Source organism: Rhizobium sp. RM, assembly GCF_013390595.1.
Classification (GTDB): Bacteria; Pseudomonadota; Alphaproteobacteria; order Rhizobiales; family Rhizobiaceae; genus Agrobacterium.
This window is the reverse complement of the sequence record NZ_JACAWV010000023.1, coordinates 348,256-364,045: the sequence shown is the minus strand read 5'-3', so window position 1 is coordinate 364,045 and position 15,790 is coordinate 348,256. Positions and strand designations below refer to the sequence as shown.

Sequence of the window (15,790 nt, the reverse complement as noted above, 5' to 3'; positions counted from 1 at the left end):
GTAGCGGCAGGGACTTCTATTGCCAAAGGATATGCCGTGAATATCGCCGTAGACCCCACAAACACCCCAGCACCGAAAGTCATCGACAGGATTGTTACCTACATTCCCGAACTGGTGTCGATCCGTCACGATCTGCATCAGCACCCGGAAATCGGCTTTGAAGAGGTTCGAACCTCCGGGATCGTCGCCGAGAAACTTGCGTCCTGGGGTATCGAGGTGCATCGCGGATATGGCAAAACAGGCGTGGTCGGTATCTTGCGTGGAAAACATGCGGGTAATCGCTCGGTTGGTCTGCGCGCCGACATGGATGCCCTGCCGATGCCGGAGGAGACGGGTTTGCCCTATGCCTCGATCTATCCCGGCAAATTTCATGGCTGCGGTCACGATGCGCACACGACGATCCTTTTGGGGGCTGCGCGTTATCTGGCCGAAACTCGCGATTTCGCCGGCACCGTCGTTTTCATCTTCCAGCCTGCGGAAGAAGGTCTTGGCGGTGCGCGTGCCATGATCGCCGATGGGTTGTTCAAGGACTTTCCCGTCGATGAGATTTATGGACTGCATAACTCCTCACATGCCGCGCCCAACCACCTCAAAGTCTCTCCCGGCATAATTCTCGCTGGTGCTGACTTCTTCGATATTAGGCTGAAGGGCAAAGGTGCACATGCCGCACATCCGGATGTTTCCCATGACCCGGTACCGGCAATCGGCGAACTCATCCAGTCATTGCAAACGATCGTGAGCCGCAACGTTTCGCCGATTGATCCAGCGGTCCTATCGATCACTCGAATTGAGGCCGGTTCGGCCTACAACGTCATCCCAGAAACGGCGTCGATTGCCGGAACGGTGAGGGCGTTTTCCGATCAAGTTCGCGCGACGATCCGCGAGCGGATCGCAACGATTTCGGAACATGTTGCTGCCGCCCACGGCCTGACAGCGGACGTCGATATCAGAGACATTTTCTCGGTCCTCACCAACGACGACGCGTCTGTCGATATCGTTGCGGAGGTCGCACGCGATGTCCTGGGCGACGCAAGGGTTTCGACCGAGCCTGGTCGCTTCATGGGCAGCGAGGACTTCGCAGACTTCCTGAAGCACGCTCCTGGTGCCTTTTTCACGCTTGGTCATGCGGGAAACGTTCCTGCGCATAACCCAGGTTTCATTGTCGACGACGCGATCTTGCCGGTGGGGGCCACATTGTTTGCGCGTCTGATCGAGCAGCGCCTCACGGCGGTTCCGGCATAAAACACGAAGAGGAAACAATCATGGATTTGACAAGACGTAAGACATTGCTTTTGACAGCCGCATTTGGTGGAGCAGCATTGCTCCCATCCGTGTCGTTTGCCGCCTCCGACGAGCCTTCAAAGGGCGGCATCGTGACCTTTGCCGGTCTTGGTGAGCCAACGACGCTCGTACCGCTCTCCGACAGCAATACCCGTACCAGAGCGATTTCAACAAAGATCCTGGAAGGTCTGGTGCGCTTTGACAGCGAGTTCAATCCGCATCCGGTCCTGGCAGAAAGCTGGGAAACCTCTGCCGACGGTCTGCGTCATACATTCCGTTTGCGTAAAGGCGTGAAATGGCATGACGGGAGGGATTTCACCGCGACGGATGTGAAGTTCTCCTTGCTTGCCTTCAAGAAGGTTGGCCCTCGCGGGCGCATCACATTCGACAATATTGCCGATGTGGAAACACCTGAACCCCATATTGCGGTGGTCGTATTGTCAAAGCCCGCGCCTTATCTGTTAAGGGCACTGACGGGCGGTGAGACGCCAATCCTGCCAGCACACGCATATCCGTCGGAAAACTTCAACGAAAGCCCGAATGGCAACGCCCCGATCGGTACCGGTCCCTTCGTCTTTGAGGAATGGAAACGCGGTAGCTACGTCAAATTGAAGCGTAACCCCAACTATTGGCAGGCAGGACTGCCGTATCTCGACGGGTTTGTCGCGCGCTTTTTTGCCGATGCGGCATCTGCGACGATTGCCGTCGAAACCGGTGAAGCGGATTACGCGGCGGATGTGTCTTACGGCGATCTGGAGCGGTTGCGGCAAAACCCCAAACTCGCCGTCGAAGTTTATACCGATGCCTATCTGAACAATGCCGAAGTCTTCGAATTCAATCTCGAAAATCCGGTTCTGGCCAAGAAAGAGGTGCGCCACGCGCTGGCGCACGCGATCGATCGTGATTTTATCAATGACGCAATCTTTTTTGGAACGGCAAAACCGGCAGGCTCGAACATCCCCAAGGTGTTCACTGCCTATAATGATGAGGCGCCTTTCAACTATCCCTTCGACCTCGCAAAATCGAATGCGCTGCTCGATCAGGCTGGATTCCCGAAGGGGGCGGATGGCACGCGATTTACATTGAGGCTTGCATTCCTGCCATCGGATGCCTTCCGCAAAACTGCCGATTACCTGCGTTCGTCTTTCGGCAAGATAGGAGTGAAGGTGGAGATCCTTGAAGGCGATCTCGCGACATTCATCAAGCGGGTCTATACTGAGCGCGGCTTCGACATAAACGTAAACGGGATCAGCCGCCTGTTTGACCCGACGGCCGGGGTCCAGCGCCTCTACTGGTCGGACGGGATCAAGAACCCGGCTCCTTATGTCAACGCAGCGCACTACAACAACCCTAGAGTCGATGACCTTTTCCGTGCTGCGGCCGTTGAGGTGGACGAGACAAAGCGCGCGGCGCAATTCAAGGAGATCCAAACGATCACCGGTGATGATTTGCCGAACTTCTCCATTGTCGCGCTACCGACGGTCATCTTGCGAAATGCCAGCCTGCAATCGCTTGTGACCACCATCGATATCGCCTACGGCGACCTCGCCAACGCCTGGAAACAGCCCCAAAGCTGAGGTCATAGGCCTCTTTCCCAAGAATCCGGCGTTTTCGCCGGGTTTTTTTATGCCTCGGCCTGATTGGCGACGGTTTTCGGCATTCGCGTCCCTTTGAAATTTCCGGCAATCGCATTGCTTGATGGAGAGCGGTACCGGAATAAATTCGCATCGGAAAATTCTTCTGAAGAAAGCCGTTTCTGGGTGGCTGGTTCGCAAATTTATTCTTCTTTTCGAGGCAAGAATACGTTTCTGGACGCTCTCCCAACCTCCCGGCACTCTCGCTCCATCGCAGTTAGCAATGATGGATGGCATGGCCAAAGATACACTTTTTCTGATTTCTCCCGGTTTCGAAGATCCCAAACAACCAGGTGTCCGGTTTGTCTGCCCGCATTGCAATCAGGTTGAAGGATTGCTCGCTTCGTTCCCTGAAATTGCTGCTTCGCTGGATATCCAGCGGGTCGATTTCCAAAGGCCACGGGCTGCTGTCATTGCCGAGGTCGGGGAGAACAATCAGTCGTTGCCACTCCTGATCTTGGGCGAAAATCCCCCGGATGATGCCGCCGCGTATGGAGACAGACGCTTTGTGCGGGACACCAAACGCATTCTCGAATTGCTGGCTGATCGCCACGGATTTCCGCGCCTCCACTGAAGGACGGCCCTACTTTTTTCGGAGACAAAGATGAACCTTTCCAGACGTCAGTTTCACAAGATTGCGCTTGCTGCCGGCACTATCGTCTCACTTCCCGGCGGTGCTTTTGCAGCAGCGGAAGAGCCAGTTTCCGGCGGGACGCTGAAGATTGTCTATTTCCCCGAGCCGACGCAGCTTGTCGCGATCAACACCAGTGCGGGCGGTCCGCAATTTATTGGCTCGAAGATTTACGATGGACTTCTCACCTACGACTACGACCTTTCTCCAAAGCCAAGTCTCGCGAAGGAATGGTCGGTTTCTGCAGACGGACTGGAGTATGTTTTTCATTTGCAGCCTGGGGCAAAATTCCATGACGGAAAGCCGCTAACCTCTGCAGACGTCGCGTTCTCTATCCTGCGCCTAAAGGAAGCACATCCCCGCGGCCGCGCAACCTTTTCACAGGTAGAGAGTGTCGATTCATCAGACCCGCTGGTTGCGCGTGTCAAGCTTGCGAAGCCTGCACCGGGGCTCATCACAGCGCTCGCATCATCGGAATCGCCGATTGTGCCGAAGCACATCTTCGAAACGTTCAAGCCGACAGATAATCCGAAGCCGGAGCAAATCATAGGTAGTGGACCGTTCGTGTTGAAGGAGTGGGTGCCAGGCAGCCATATCCTGCTAGAACGGAATGCGGACTATTGGGATGCGCCGCGTCCCTATCTGGAACGAGTTATCATCCGTCTGATCAACGATGCAGGTTCGCGTGCCGCAGCGCTCGAGACAGGAGAGGGCGATATTGGCCCAAACCCAGTCGCGCTTGCTGACCTCGAGCGACTGAAATCAGTTCCAAACCTTAAGGTGGATGATCGCATCTATGCCTATGCGGGCCAACAGAACCAGCTCGTCATCAATCTCGAAAACGAGATATTGAAAAACCTCAAAGTGCGGCAGGCAATCGCACATGCGATCGATGTTCCCGCGCTCATCGATGTGGTGCTTTACGGATATGCCGTTCCGTCTCCAACGCCGATCAGCCCCGGTTTGCCGAAATTTCACAATCCCGATATCGGCTTTGCGAAGTTCGACACCGCGCTTTCCGAGAAACTCCTGGATGAGGCGGGTTTCCCACGCAAGGAAAACGGCAAGCGTTTCAAGTTGCGTGTGACGACGAACCCATTCAACCCTCAGACCTATTCGGATTTCATAGCCCAGGCTCTCGCCAAGATCGGCATCGAAGCCGAAATCCAGAAGTTCGATTTCGGAACCTATGTGAAGGTGGTCTATACTGATCGGGCATGGGACTTGTCGGTCGAGTCGCTTTCGAACACCTTCGATCCGACTGCCGGCGTGCAGCGTGTTTACTGGAGCAAGAACTTCAAGATCGGACTGCCGTTCTCCAATGCCAGCCATTACGAGAACCCGGAGGTAGACCGGTTGTTGGAGGCTGCATCTGTGGAGCCCGATATCGAGAAGCGCGCGGCCTTTTTCAAGGAATTCCAGGCCATCGTTGCAAAGGATCTCCCGGTCATCAACCTCGTATCTCCTGTTCAGCCGGTGGTCGGAAACGTCAAGGTCAAGGACTACGCCGTTGGTGCTGAGGGCTTAAGCGGCAATCTCGCCAAAGCTTGGCTCGCGAAAGAAGCCTGATGACTGCGGCGCGTCGGATTGTCCGGACGCGCCACATTTTTCCGCAAACGGCAAAAGGATGAGGATCTCATGGCAAGATCGTCCGAAAAACTCGTACTCAACGCATTTGTTTATCCCGGCGGCCATCATGAGGCTGCGTGGCGGCATCCGCAGTCCGAACCGCATCGCGTCACCGATATCCGGCTTTATCAGGATATCGCAAGGCGTGCTGAAGCGGCAAAGCTCGATGCGATATTCTTTGCCGATGCGCCAGTTCTCGACGGGAATATCAGATACTCCGCGAAACACCGGCTGGAGCCAATCACTATGCTGGCCGCCCTTTCGGCTGTCACGGAGAAGATCGGGTTTATCGCAACCGCGTCCACGACCTATTATGAGCCCTATAACCTCGCGCGCCTGTTTGCATCCGTCGATCACATCAGTGGCGGTCGCGTCGGCTGGAACATCGTGACCACGTCAGTGGATGCGGCCGCCGCAAACTTTAACCTTGAAAAACACCCGTCGCATGCGGATCGGTATCGACAGGCGAGCGAGTTCGTTGATGTCGTAACAAAGCTATGGGACAGTTGGGAAGACGACGCTATTGTTGCAGACAAAGAAAGCGGGCTTTTCGCCGATACCGATCGTATTCACCCCGCCAATCACGAAGGCGAGTTCTATCGTGTCCAGGGTGCGCTGAATGTGTCGCGTTCGCCGCAGGGTCGGCCAGTCTATGTACAGGCTGGCTCCTCAGATGACGGGCGCGGGTTTGCCGCCCAATATGCCGAAGCGATCTTCACCGCGCATCAGACAATTGAAAGCGCAAAGGCATTCTATTCGGATATCAAGAAGAGGGTTGCGAGTGCTGGTCGCAATCCGGCCCATGTGAAGGTCCTGCCGGGGATCAGTCCTTTTATTGCCGGTACGGAAACAGATGCGAAAAAGCTCGAAGCCGAGTTCAACGATCTCATCCAGCCCGCTTTTTCGCTGACACAACTGACCAGGATCACAGGTATCGATCTTGGTGATGCCGATCTCGACAAGCCGCTACCAAGCGAGGCTGTGGAAGCGACGAGAGCCCGTGCAGACAGCAGCCGGCATCAACTGGTGCTTGATGTGATCGATCGTGAAAACCCGACCATTCGGCAACTGCTTCACCGGCTTGCTGGCGGTCGCGGCCACAAGGTCATTGCAGGAACCCCAGAACAGGTCGCCGACTGGATCGAGACCTGGTTCCGGGAAGGAGCTGCCGATGGCTTCAATATCATGCCGCCGTGGCTCACGGGCGGATTTGATATCTTCATTGATGAGGTTGTGCCACTTCTGAGAAAGCGTGGACTGTTTCGCGCCGACTATTCCGGTGACACGCTTCGCGACCACTATGGCCTGCCACGGCCGCAGAACATCCACACCATCAATGAAACAAGCAGAATTCGCGCCTGAAGTGGGACGGGCGCGTCAGGCGGCGGTGGCAAAAGAGGGGACATCCTCGCGCAGCATAGCGATGAGTGAGGTTATTTCTGGCTGCCGCCGCCTCTCATGGCTTGCGATGAGATGATAACGATTGACCGTAGGCTGTGGCGTGCCGAATGGAGAAACCAGGCGACCCGTCTTCAGGTCTCCGGCCACAAGAGAATATCGTACAAGCGCAATGCCATGGCCAGCAGCGGCTGCTTCAATGAGAACCTGCGGGTGGGTAAAGCGCGGACCCGTCGTGGGTATGCGGGAATGGATGCCGTTAGCGCGCAACCAATGTGGCCATTCAAATACAGGATCGGGGTCGGCGCCGCGCAGTATCGGAATGGAATTGCGCTTTAGTCTTTCGGGCTCACCGGCTAGCTGGTGGCGCAAAGCGAAATCCGCGGCACAGATCGCAATGACCGCATCATCGAAAAGCGGCTCATAGGTGAAGCCCGGGATACGTTCATCGCTTGCGACGATGGCACAGTCGACATCATCAAGTTGCTGCAGGCCAAGCGGCCCGTTCACGGTTGTTTCGACCGAGAGCTCAACATCGCCCAGAGCTTGGCTGATGTTGCCAAGCCGAGGTGCAAGCCAGCGTGCCGCCAAGGACGGACAGACCAACATACGAAGCCTTGGTCTGGAGCCCGAACGCAATAGATCGGAAATGCTGTCGATCATTGTGTCGAAAGCGTTTGCGAGGCCAGGATAAAGAGCAGCCCCAGCATCTGTCAGCCTGAGTTCTCCACGCTGGCGGTTGAACAGGGGCTGGCCGAGGTGGCCTTCGAGGATGCGGACCTGTTGTCCAATTGCGGTCGTCGATACATGCAGCTCATCGGCGGCGCGCGCGAAGCTCGCATGTCTGGCGGCGACGACAAATGCTCGCAAAGCTGTCAGCGGCGGCAATCGGGAAAGGGTTGGCAGCCGCAGAGCTGCGACTGTGTTGGAGGAGGAGGCGAGTTCTGTTGGCATGGGCTTTACTCTTCGCCGGCGTCAGAAAACCCGGCCCTCCCTAAGATGCGTTGTGGTGCCGTTCAGAAAGTAATCTCCAACCACGCGCGCCTTGTGCAGCAGTGGATTGTGATTGTAGACGGTGCGGATATTTCGCCAGTGCCGGTCGAAGTTCCGTTCCGCCGAGGTTGCCGAGCCGCCGCCAAGTTCAAAGAGGCTTGTCGCCACGTTCAGGGAAATCTGGGAGGCAATAATCTGCGTGCGCGCCGTCGCAAGTGAGCCTTCCAGCAATGCGGCTTCTATTGCCTCTTCCTCGCCTGCGGCAAACGCGGCAGCTGTCTTGTCGAGTGTTCGTGCAGCTTCTCGAATGAGTGTTTTGACGGCAAAAGCGCCAGCACTCAGTTCACCGACAGTTTTTTGAACGAACGGGTCCTGGCTGGCTATCTCGGCTGAGCTGTGAAGGGTAGTGCGAGCCTGCTTGAGAACGTAATCAATGCCATCATTGACCGCGCCTTGAACAGCACCGGTTGCCGATGCGGCCAGATGAAGCTGACGCAGGGCAGATGAGTGACGCCCGACCTGGCTGGAAAGCCGCCGTGTCGTAAGTTCGTGCGGTAGTACCTCCACATTGTCGAGTCGAACGCCACCACTTGCAGTCATCCTCTGGCCCATGCTGTCCCAGTCGTCGAGGATTGTGATGCCCTCGCGGTCGAGGGGTATCAAGACACCGATCGGGTCGCCCTTTTCGTCGACAGCACTGAAAGTGCCGAAGTCTGCAAACGCTGTGCCGGTCGCGTACCACTTCCTGCCATTCAGCCTGTAGCGATCGCCATCGGTACTCAGTTGTGTGGTGATTTCACCCGGTCGTTTGGTGCCCTGTTCCGTGCTGGCGCCTGCGAAAAGCTTGCCTGCCAGAACGCTTTCGAGGTGCCGGCGATCTTCAAGTTCGACAGGTGTGAGGGCGAGATGTTCAGTGAAGTTGAAATGGCTGCGCAGCGCATGGGGGATATTGCTGTCCGCCTCCCCGAGGATCATCAGTACTTCAATGTAGTCGGAGATTGATCCGCCAGGTCCGCCTTTGGCTTCCGGAATACGCAGAGTTCCGAGTTTTGCGTCCTTGATCAGCTTGAAAACATCGAACGGCAGAACCCGCTCCCGTTCACGCAACGCAGCATTCTTGGCCGCGTAATCTGCGATTTCCTTCGCCCTCTCCAGTATTTCGTCGCGGCTCGGCACCTCGGAGGGGGAAGCAGTGCCGGTCGTCACTATATTGGTCTTGGACATCGCGCTATTCCTTGAAAATTGGAAAAGCCTGCGGCACGTTTCCTGCCGCAGGCCCGTTGTCACGCGACGGCGCGGGGCTTTACAGCCGGGCGTGTCGCGGGTGCCAGATTGCGCGGAACGCGACCTTCGACCGGGTGACTTGGATCGTTAAAGCCGGGTGTCGAGGGGTGACCAGTCGTGACCAGGCTGTCGACCAGTGCCTCATCGTCGGCATCGATCGTGACGTCGAGGGCGCGAACGTAGTTGTCCCAGTGCTCCTCTGTGCGGGGGCCGGTGATGGCGGCGGTGACGAACTTGTTGTTCAGCACCCATGCAAGCGCGAAGTCCGCAGCGGAGACGCCCTTGGCAGCGGCATGCGCTGCAACCTTCTGGGCGATTTCAACAGACTCTGGACGCCATTCCGTTTCCAGGACGCGCTTGTCGCCACGGCCAACACGTGTGTCGGCGCCAGGCTCCTGACCAGGCTGGTATTTGCCAGTCAGAACGCCACGCGCCAGTGGCGAGTAGGAAACGACGCCGAGACCATAATGATGGGCGGCCGGCAGTTGCTCGGCTTCCGCCGTGCGGTTGACGATGTTGTAAAGCGGCTGGCTGGCGACAGGGCGATCGATGCCAAGCTGATCTGCGAGGTGCGATATTTCCGCGATACGCCAGCCACGGAAATTCGAAACGCCGAAGTAACGCAACTTGCCCGCGCGGATCAGGTCGGCGATGGCACGAACCGGCTCTTCCAGCGGAGCATCGAATACGGCGCGGTGGAAATAGAGGATATCGATGTAATCGGTATTGAGACGCCGCAGGGAGTTTTCAACTGTTTCGATGACCCATTTACGCGAATGGCCGCCAAGGTTCGGGCCCTTGGTGTGCGAGTTGACGAATTTCGTCGCCAGCACCCAATGATCGCGATGTGCCTTGATGCCACGGCCCACAACTTCCTCGGACTTTCCGTCGTGATAGACATCCGCCGTGTCGATGAAGTTGATGCCTTGTTCGCGGGCTTTGTCGATGATCCGGAATGCAGTCTCGTCCGGTGTCGGGCCGCCAAACATCATGGTGCCTAAGCTCAGCGGTGAAACTTTCAGCGCGCTGCGCCCGAGATAACGATAGTCGACCATTGGTAAGTACTCCTTGAGGTTACTGTGCGTGATGGCAAGCCACAGCGTGGTTCTTGCCGAAGAACTGGTATTCTGGTGCCTTGTCGCGACAGAGGTCGCTCGCCAATGGGCACCTGGTGTGAAAGCGACAGCCTGATGGCGGGTTGTGAGGACTTGGAAGATCGCCCGAAATCGGTGCGGTCTGTTTGCGGCGTGAAGGGTCGGGGACTGCAGCCAGCAAGGCACGGGTGTAGGGGTGGCGAGGTGCCGCCCACAGTTGCGCAGTCGGTGCGCTTTCAACAATTTTTCCAAGATACATGACGAGCACACGATCAGAAAAATAACGGACCACGGACAGGTCGTGCGAGACGAAGAGGTAGGACAGCGAAAGCCGGCTCTTCATCTCTACCAGAAGGTTGAGAATTTGCGCCTGTATCGATAGATCGAGCGCGGAAACCGGTTCGTCACAGACGACCAGTTCAGGTTCGAGGATCAGGGCACGGGCGATGCCGATGCGCTGACGCTGACCGCCGGAAAATTCGTGCGGATAACGATCGAGGGAATCCTCGGGCAAACCGACCTGCGCGACGATTGCCTCGACAATTTCCTGTTGTTGCCGCCTGTCGCCGATGCCGTGCACTTTCAGTGGGCCAGTAAGGATCGTGCGGACTGTCTGGCGAGGATTGAGAGAGGCGAATGGGTCCTGAAAGATCATTTGTATGCGCCGGCGGATGCTACGCAGTTCAGTCGATGACATCGCCGTTACGTCGGCGCCATTGAACACGACCTGTCCCGAGGACGGTTCAACAAGGCGCATCAAAGATTTGCCGAGCGAAGACTTGCCGCAGCCGGATTCTCCCACCAGCGCAACGGTTTCACCGGCCTCGATCTCTAGGGAGACGTCATCGACGGCGCGAACCGTTCCGCGCCCTCCAGCATATTCGGTGGACAGTTTATGCACTGACAAAAGCGCCATCGGAGACCTCCCCTGAAATTTCGGATACGAACGGGCAGGCGGCATAACGCCCTTCGGAAATGGAGCGGAGCGGGGGAACAAACTGCCCGCAGAAACCGCGGGCGTCCGGACAGCGCGGACGGAAGGCGCAGCCTCGTTCACCCGTTGCGGAGACGATGGACCCCGGGATTTCGATCAGTGGACCATCCCGGTAGTGTTGTCCGTCCTCTGCTCTTGGCGAGGCGGCAAGCAATCCCCGCGTATAGGGATGATAGGGATGGGAAAACACGGGCTCCGGCAAGCCCTCTTCCACCTTTCGTCCCGCATACATCACCATAACCCGATCAGCCCATTGTGCGACGATGCCGAGGTCGTGTGTGATAAGCACAACGGCCATGTTGAGGTCGCGTCGAAGATTGTCGAGGAGCTGTAGGATTTGTGCCTGTATCGTGACATCGAGCGCTGTTGTCGCTTCATCGGCGATCAGCAGTTTCGGGTTGCAGGCGACGCCGATGGCGATCATCACACGCTGGCGCATGCCCCCTGAAAGCTGATGCGGGTAGTCGTCGACACGGCGTCGCGCTTCAGGAATGTTGACGAGTTCCAGGAGTTCGATTGCCCGTTTGCGCGCCTCGTGCTTATTAATGCGCTCGTGGATGCGCAGGACCTCAATGATCTGTTCGCCAACCGTCAGCACAGGGTTGAGCGAGGTCATCGGCTCCTGAAAGATCATGCCGATGTCTCGGCCGCGAATAGACCGCCAGCGGCGCTCGGAAAGAGGTAAAAGATCCTTACCTTCCAGTAAAATGCGGCCACCGGTCTTTGCGTTCGATGGCAACAGTCCAATCAGAGAGAGGGCCGTCAGGGACTTGCCTGAGCCGCTTTCGCCAACGATTGCCAGCATCTCACCGGAGTGCACCTTGAAGCTCACACCTTTTACGGGCTGTGCCGTACCAAAGCCAACGGACAGATCCTGGACTTCCACCAAAGGGGTCAACTGCGTTCCTCCGAAAAGCGCGGGTTGAGGGCGTCGTTCAGCCCGTCACTGATGAGGTTCAGCGATATGACGGTGAAGACGATGGCAAGGCCCGGCAGTGCGGTGAGGTACCAGGCGGTTCTGATCACGTCGCGTCCCGATCCGATCATCGAACCCCAGGAGACACGGTTGGGATCGCCGAGGCCCATAAAGGACAATGCTGCTTCCATCAGGATAGCACCGGCGACCATGACCGACGACGTCACGATGATGGGAGGCAGGGCATTGGGCAGGATTTCGGTGAAGACAATCCGCGCGTGTCCGTATCCCAGACTGCGGGCCGCCAGGACGTAATCTTTTTCGCGGATTGCGCGGAATTCGGCGCGCGTCAGCCGGGCGACCAAGGGCCAGGTAATGATGCCTATTGCGGAAGTCACCGTCGTCACTGATGGCTGGGCAATGGCGACAAGTACAACGAGCAGTACAAAATTTGGCAATGTCTGGAAGATTTCGATCAGCTTGACGAGGACGTCATCGATGACGCCGCCGAAATATCCGGCAAAGGCGCCGACCGAAATGCCGATCGTGAGCCCGATCAGCGTGGCAACGACGCCGACGGTCAAAGAGATGCGTGCACCATGTACAATCCCGGCCAGCACATCGCGGCCCATGGAATCCGTGCCAAGCGGATAGGCTCCGTTCTGACCGGGCCAAAGGAACGGACGCGCTACCATCTCCAGGGGATCGCCGGGATAGAGAAGCGGGGCGAGAAGTGCGGTGACGATTACGGTCGCAAGGAAGAGCAACCCGACAATCGCATTCGGGTTTTTCAGGAAGACCTTGATTTCCCGCCGCAATCCTCTGCGCGGTACCGATGCGGTCCTGGCCGACAGGGCGTCAGGGGCATGAAGGTAAGGCCAGGTCTTGTCTTCCTTGGGGGGCAAGGCGTTTTGGGTGTCGAGCGTGCCGGCCTTTGCCTGAGCGGTGATCTCGGGAGCGTGCAGGAGCGCGGTGGTGTTCGTGGAACTCATCGGCTTTCTCCAATGCGAGGGTCTAGCCATGCCTGCAGGAGGTCTACGGCTACATTAACGACAATGACGACCAGAGAGGACAGGAGCAGGATGCCAAGCAGGACACTGAAGTCGCGGGCCATGACGGCTTCGAACGCCAGCCGACCGAGGCCTGGCCAACTGAAGACTGTCTCGACGACGACGGCGCCGCCAAGCAGGCCGCCAATATGCATGCCGGCCATCGTGGTGATTGGAATGAGTGCATTGCGCAGGATATGGCGAATTGTCAGCCGCCAGGGCGAAACACCCTTCGCGCGTGCCGTGCGGACGTAGTCCTGCGATTTGACCTCCAGCATCGCGGCACGGGTCAGCCGCGCATAGATCGCCAGAAAATATAAGGCGAGCGACAAAGCCGGTAGGACGATATAGCGGGCTCTGTCGACGACCGCATCAAAGCCTGTGAGACTGCTACCAATCGTGCTGTCCCCGCCCGACGGAAGCCAGCCGAGCTTTACCGAAAATGTCAGGATCAGCATCAACCCGATCCAGAACCCCGGCACGGAATAGAAGATCAGAGATCCGATCGAGATAATCCGGTCTGGCAGCTTGCCGGAGAAAAGCGCCATGATCGCACCAAGGAATACGCCTGCGACGATGGCGATCCCGAGTGCTGCGCCCATCAGCGCAAGGGTCCCGGGTAGTCTCTGGCCGATGAGATCTGCAACAGGCATGCCGTAGCGCGGAGAATAACCGAGGCTGAACTGCGCCAGATTGCCCAGATAGTTCATCAGCTGATGAAGAACAGGCAGATCCAGTCCGAAGCGCGAGCGGATTTCGGCCATGGTCTCCACCGTCGCCGAACCAGCTTCAGCAGCGAGGACATCGGCTGCGTCGCCCGGTGCGAGTTGCAGCAGAAAGAAGTTCAGAATGACAATTCCAAGGACTGTCGGAACCGCCTGAATGGCGACACGACGTGCCTGAGAGAAAATCCGTTTCGAATTTGACATCGGCTCCCATCCGTAACCGTCCAAGTCGCTTATGCTCCATCTGGAGTGCGCCATTAGTTGACTAATTTTATGGAATTTGTCAAAGAGTAATGGAATTATTTTCCTTAAATTACAGGAAATAACCCGCATTAGAAAAGATAATTTCTACAAAATGTGAATTGTAGTGTTTTTTGGCGCGACGGCTCTCAATGACGAAAGAAACTTCTCTCAATGCGCCAGCGTTTGGTTTGCCGGTTTTTACCGCTCAAAAGGAGAGGATATCGCATGACTGATTTCAATCGCACGACGAGACGGAGTTTCCTTCTGGCATCGGTCGCGCTCGGCGCGGCATCACTGTCGGGTTTGAAGGTGGGTGCCGCTGAGCCGGCACGCGGCGGCACTGCGACGTTGCTGATATCATCCGAGCCACCTGTTCTGACAACGATCGCCCACACCGCCTACAACTCCGTCTATGTATCGCCGAAGGTCACCGAGGGGCTTTTGACCTACGACTTCGACCTCAACCCCCAACCACTTCTGGCAAAATCCTGGGCGATCAGTGACGATGGCCTGCGATACACCTTCAATCTGAGGTCTGGTGTAAAGTGGCATGATGGCAAGCCGTTTACCGCTGCCGATGTCGCGTTCTCAATCCGGACCCTCAAGGAGGTCCATCCGCGCGGGCGCAACACGTTCCTGAATTTGACTGATGTGGAAACTCCGGACGAGCTGACGGCAGTCTTGGTTCTATCGAAGCCCGCACCTTACCTGATCACCGCGCTCGCAGCCGCTGAAACGCCGATCGTACCCAAGCATCTCTATGAAGGGACGAAGGTGACCGAAAACCCGGTCAATCTGGCACCAATCGGCACGGGAGCGTTTAAATTCAAGGCGTGGGTGCGTGGCAGCCATGTCGTTTATGAGCGCAATCCAGACTATTGGGATGCGCCACGCCCCTACATCGATCAACTTATCGTTCGTTTCATTCCGGACGCGGCCGCCCGAGCTATTGCGATCGAAACCGGGGAGATCGATCTCGCACCAAGCACGCCGGTGGCCTACAGTGACCTCGATCGGCTGAAGGAGTTGCCGGACCTGGCTTTTGAGACCAATGGCTATCAGTACTCAAATTCCATCAGCCGCGTTGAATTCAATCTTGAGAAAGAGGTGTTCAAGGATGTGCGCGTTCGTCGCGCGTTTGCCCATGTGATTGATCGCAACGTCATCTTCAATACTGTCAATTACGGATACGGATCGCCGATCACCGGGCCTATCAACCCAAAGCTGACGCGATGGTTTGTCGACGATCTGAAAACCTATCCGATCGATCTCAAAGCTGCGGAAGCGCTGCTGGATGATGCAGGCTACAAACGAGACGCAAACGGAATTCGCTTCAAGCTCAATCTGGATTACGTTCCGAGTACCGAGGCTTATCCGCGCGGAGCGGATTATATCCGTCAGGCTTTGGCGAAGGTCGGCATTGATGTCACGGTGCGTACTCAGGACTTCGCGACCTATACGAAACGCATCTACACCGATCGCGATTTCGATTTTGCCTATGAGGGCATGAGCAATTTGTTCGATCCGACGGTTGGTGTTCAGCGTCTCTATTGGTCAAAGAACTTCAAGAAAGGCGTGCCTTTTTCCAATGGTGCGGCCTACAGCAACCCGAAGGTTGATGCCCTGCTGGAAGCGGCGGCGGTCGAAATTGATCCGGACAAACGCGTTGCGCAGTGGAAAGAGATCCAGCAGATCCTGATCGAGGATGTCCCTGCGATCGATATCGTCGCTGCCCCTGAGATTACCATCTTCAACAAACGGATATCGGGCCACACGGTCGGGGCTGAAGGGGTCTCAGGAAGCCTTGCCTTTGCGCACATCGTTGCGTCCTGAACTCAACAGCAATATCGCCCGCCCGGTAACGGCGGGCCTTCAGCAAATGGTCTATTCGCGGACATCAGACGCTGTCGATGTTCCGC

General features: G+C 56.9%; 13 protein-coding genes. 6 read left to right on the top strand and 7 right to left on the bottom strand.

The annotated features are described in order from the left end of the window. The first annotated feature begins 36 nt into the window (after positions 1–36). From HWX89_RS24300 to HWX89_RS24280, 5 genes are all read left to right on the top strand, one after another. Positions 37–1,242, top strand: a complete 1,206-nt coding sequence (locus HWX89_RS24300) for a M20 aminoacylase family protein (RefSeq protein WP_138792878.1) — start codon at positions 37–39, stop codon at positions 1,240–1,242. A gap of 20 nt (positions 1,243–1,262) precedes the next feature. Further along, positions 1,263–2,858 carry an ABC transporter substrate-binding protein gene (locus HWX89_RS24295; RefSeq protein WP_138792877.1) on the top strand — a complete coding sequence of 532 codons (1,596 nt, stop codon included), beginning with the start codon at positions 1,263–1,265 and terminating at the stop codon, positions 2,856–2,858. A 280-nt stretch (positions 2,859–3,138) separates the two neighbouring features. Further along, positions 3,139–3,489 (top strand): DUF3088 domain-containing protein, encoded by a 351-nt coding sequence (locus HWX89_RS24290; RefSeq protein WP_138792876.1) that lies wholly within the window; start codon positions 3,139–3,141, stop codon positions 3,487–3,489. Between the two features lie 30 nt (positions 3,490–3,519). Further along, on the top strand, positions 3,520–5,115 hold the full coding sequence (locus HWX89_RS24285; RefSeq protein ID WP_138792875.1) for an ABC transporter substrate-binding protein: 1,596 nt from the start codon (positions 3,520–3,522) through the stop codon (positions 5,113–5,115). A gap of 69 nt (positions 5,116–5,184) precedes the next feature. Then, positions 5,185–6,537 (top strand): LLM class flavin-dependent oxidoreductase, encoded by a 1,353-nt coding sequence (locus tag HWX89_RS24280; protein WP_138792874.1) that lies wholly within the window; start codon positions 5,185–5,187, stop codon positions 6,535–6,537. A gap of 15 nt (positions 6,538–6,552) precedes the next feature. On the opposite strand, the gene HWX89_RS24275 is transcribed toward HWX89_RS24280, so the two are convergent. From HWX89_RS24275 to HWX89_RS24245, 7 genes are read right to left on the bottom strand one after another with little or no spacing between them, the layout of a single operon-like run. Next, positions 6,553–7,527, bottom strand: a complete 975-nt coding sequence (locus tag HWX89_RS24275; RefSeq protein ID WP_138792873.1) for a LysR substrate-binding domain-containing protein — start codon at positions 7,525–7,527, stop codon at positions 6,553–6,555. Positions 7,528–7,548: 21 nt separating this feature from the next. After that, positions 7,549–8,790 (bottom strand): acyl-CoA dehydrogenase family protein, encoded by a 1,242-nt coding sequence (locus tag HWX89_RS24270; protein ID WP_138792872.1) that lies wholly within the window; start codon positions 8,788–8,790, stop codon positions 7,549–7,551. 59 nt (positions 8,791–8,849) lie between these two features. Continuing rightward, positions 8,850–9,905 carry an aldo/keto reductase gene (locus tag HWX89_RS24265; RefSeq protein WP_138792871.1) on the bottom strand — a complete coding sequence of 352 codons (1,056 nt, stop codon included), beginning with the start codon at positions 9,903–9,905 and terminating at the stop codon, positions 8,850–8,852. Positions 9,906–9,924: 19 nt separating this feature from the next. Beyond that, entirely contained in the window at positions 9,925–10,860 is a 936-nt protein-coding gene (locus HWX89_RS24260; RefSeq protein WP_138792870.1) for an ABC transporter ATP-binding protein, read from the bottom strand. After that, positions 10,838–11,836 (bottom strand): ABC transporter ATP-binding protein, encoded by a 999-nt coding sequence (locus tag HWX89_RS24255; RefSeq protein ID WP_138792869.1) that lies wholly within the window; start codon positions 11,834–11,836, stop codon positions 10,838–10,840. Before HWX89_RS24255 ends, HWX89_RS24260 begins: the two co-directional genes overlap by 23 nt. Further along, a complete protein-coding gene (locus tag HWX89_RS24250) occupies positions 11,833–12,846 on the bottom strand; it encodes an ABC transporter permease (RefSeq protein WP_138792868.1) in 1,014 nt (337 codons plus the stop codon). The genes HWX89_RS24255 and HWX89_RS24250 overlap by 4 nt, the downstream gene beginning before the upstream one ends. Continuing rightward, positions 12,843–13,832 carry an ABC transporter permease gene (locus tag HWX89_RS24245; RefSeq protein ID WP_138792867.1) on the bottom strand — a complete coding sequence of 330 codons (990 nt, stop codon included), beginning with the start codon at positions 13,830–13,832 and terminating at the stop codon, positions 12,843–12,845. The genes HWX89_RS24250 and HWX89_RS24245 overlap by 4 nt, the downstream gene beginning before the upstream one ends. 264 nt (positions 13,833–14,096) lie before the next feature. Between HWX89_RS24245 and HWX89_RS24240 the strand changes: the two genes are divergently transcribed. Next, entirely contained in the window at positions 14,097–15,704 is a 1,608-nt protein-coding gene (locus tag HWX89_RS24240) for an ABC transporter substrate-binding protein (protein WP_138792866.1), read from the top strand. Positions 15,705–15,790 lie beyond the last annotated feature (86 nt).

Bases quoted from the DNA above. Each gene is read 5' to 3' on its own strand.
- HWX89_RS24295 (WP_138792877.1), top strand. From the start codon at position 1,263: ATGGATTTGACAAGACGTAAGACATTGCTTTTGACAGCCGCATTTGGT.
- HWX89_RS24290 (WP_138792876.1), top strand. From the start codon at position 3,139: ATGATGGATGGCATGGCCAAAGATACACTTTTTCTGATTTCTCCCGGT.
- HWX89_RS24285 (WP_138792875.1), top strand. From the start codon at position 3,520: ATGAACCTTTCCAGACGTCAGTTTCACAAGATTGCGCTTGCTGCCGGC.
- HWX89_RS24280 (WP_138792874.1), top strand. From the start codon at position 5,185: ATGGCAAGATCGTCCGAAAAACTCGTACTCAACGCATTTGTTTATCCC.
- HWX89_RS24275 (WP_138792873.1), bottom strand. From the start codon at position 7,527: ATGCCAACAGAACTCGCCTCCTCCTCCAACACAGTCGCAGCTCTGCGG.
- HWX89_RS24270 (WP_138792872.1), bottom strand. From the start codon at position 8,790: ATGTCCAAGACCAATATAGTGACGACCGGCACTGCTTCCCCCTCCGAG.
- HWX89_RS24265 (WP_138792871.1), bottom strand. From the start codon at position 9,905: ATGGTCGACTATCGTTATCTCGGGCGCAGCGCGCTGAAAGTTTCACCG.
- HWX89_RS24260 (WP_138792870.1), bottom strand. From the start codon at position 10,860: ATGGCGCTTTTGTCAGTGCATAAACTGTCCACCGAATATGCTGGAGGG.
- HWX89_RS24250 (WP_138792868.1), bottom strand. From the start codon at position 12,846: ATGAGTTCCACGAACACCACCGCGCTCCTGCACGCTCCCGAGATCACC.
- HWX89_RS24245 (WP_138792867.1), bottom strand. From the start codon at position 13,832: ATGTCAAATTCGAAACGGATTTTCTCTCAGGCACGTCGTGTCGCCATT.
- HWX89_RS24240 (WP_138792866.1), top strand. From the start codon at position 14,097: ATGACTGATTTCAATCGCACGACGAGACGGAGTTTCCTTCTGGCATCG.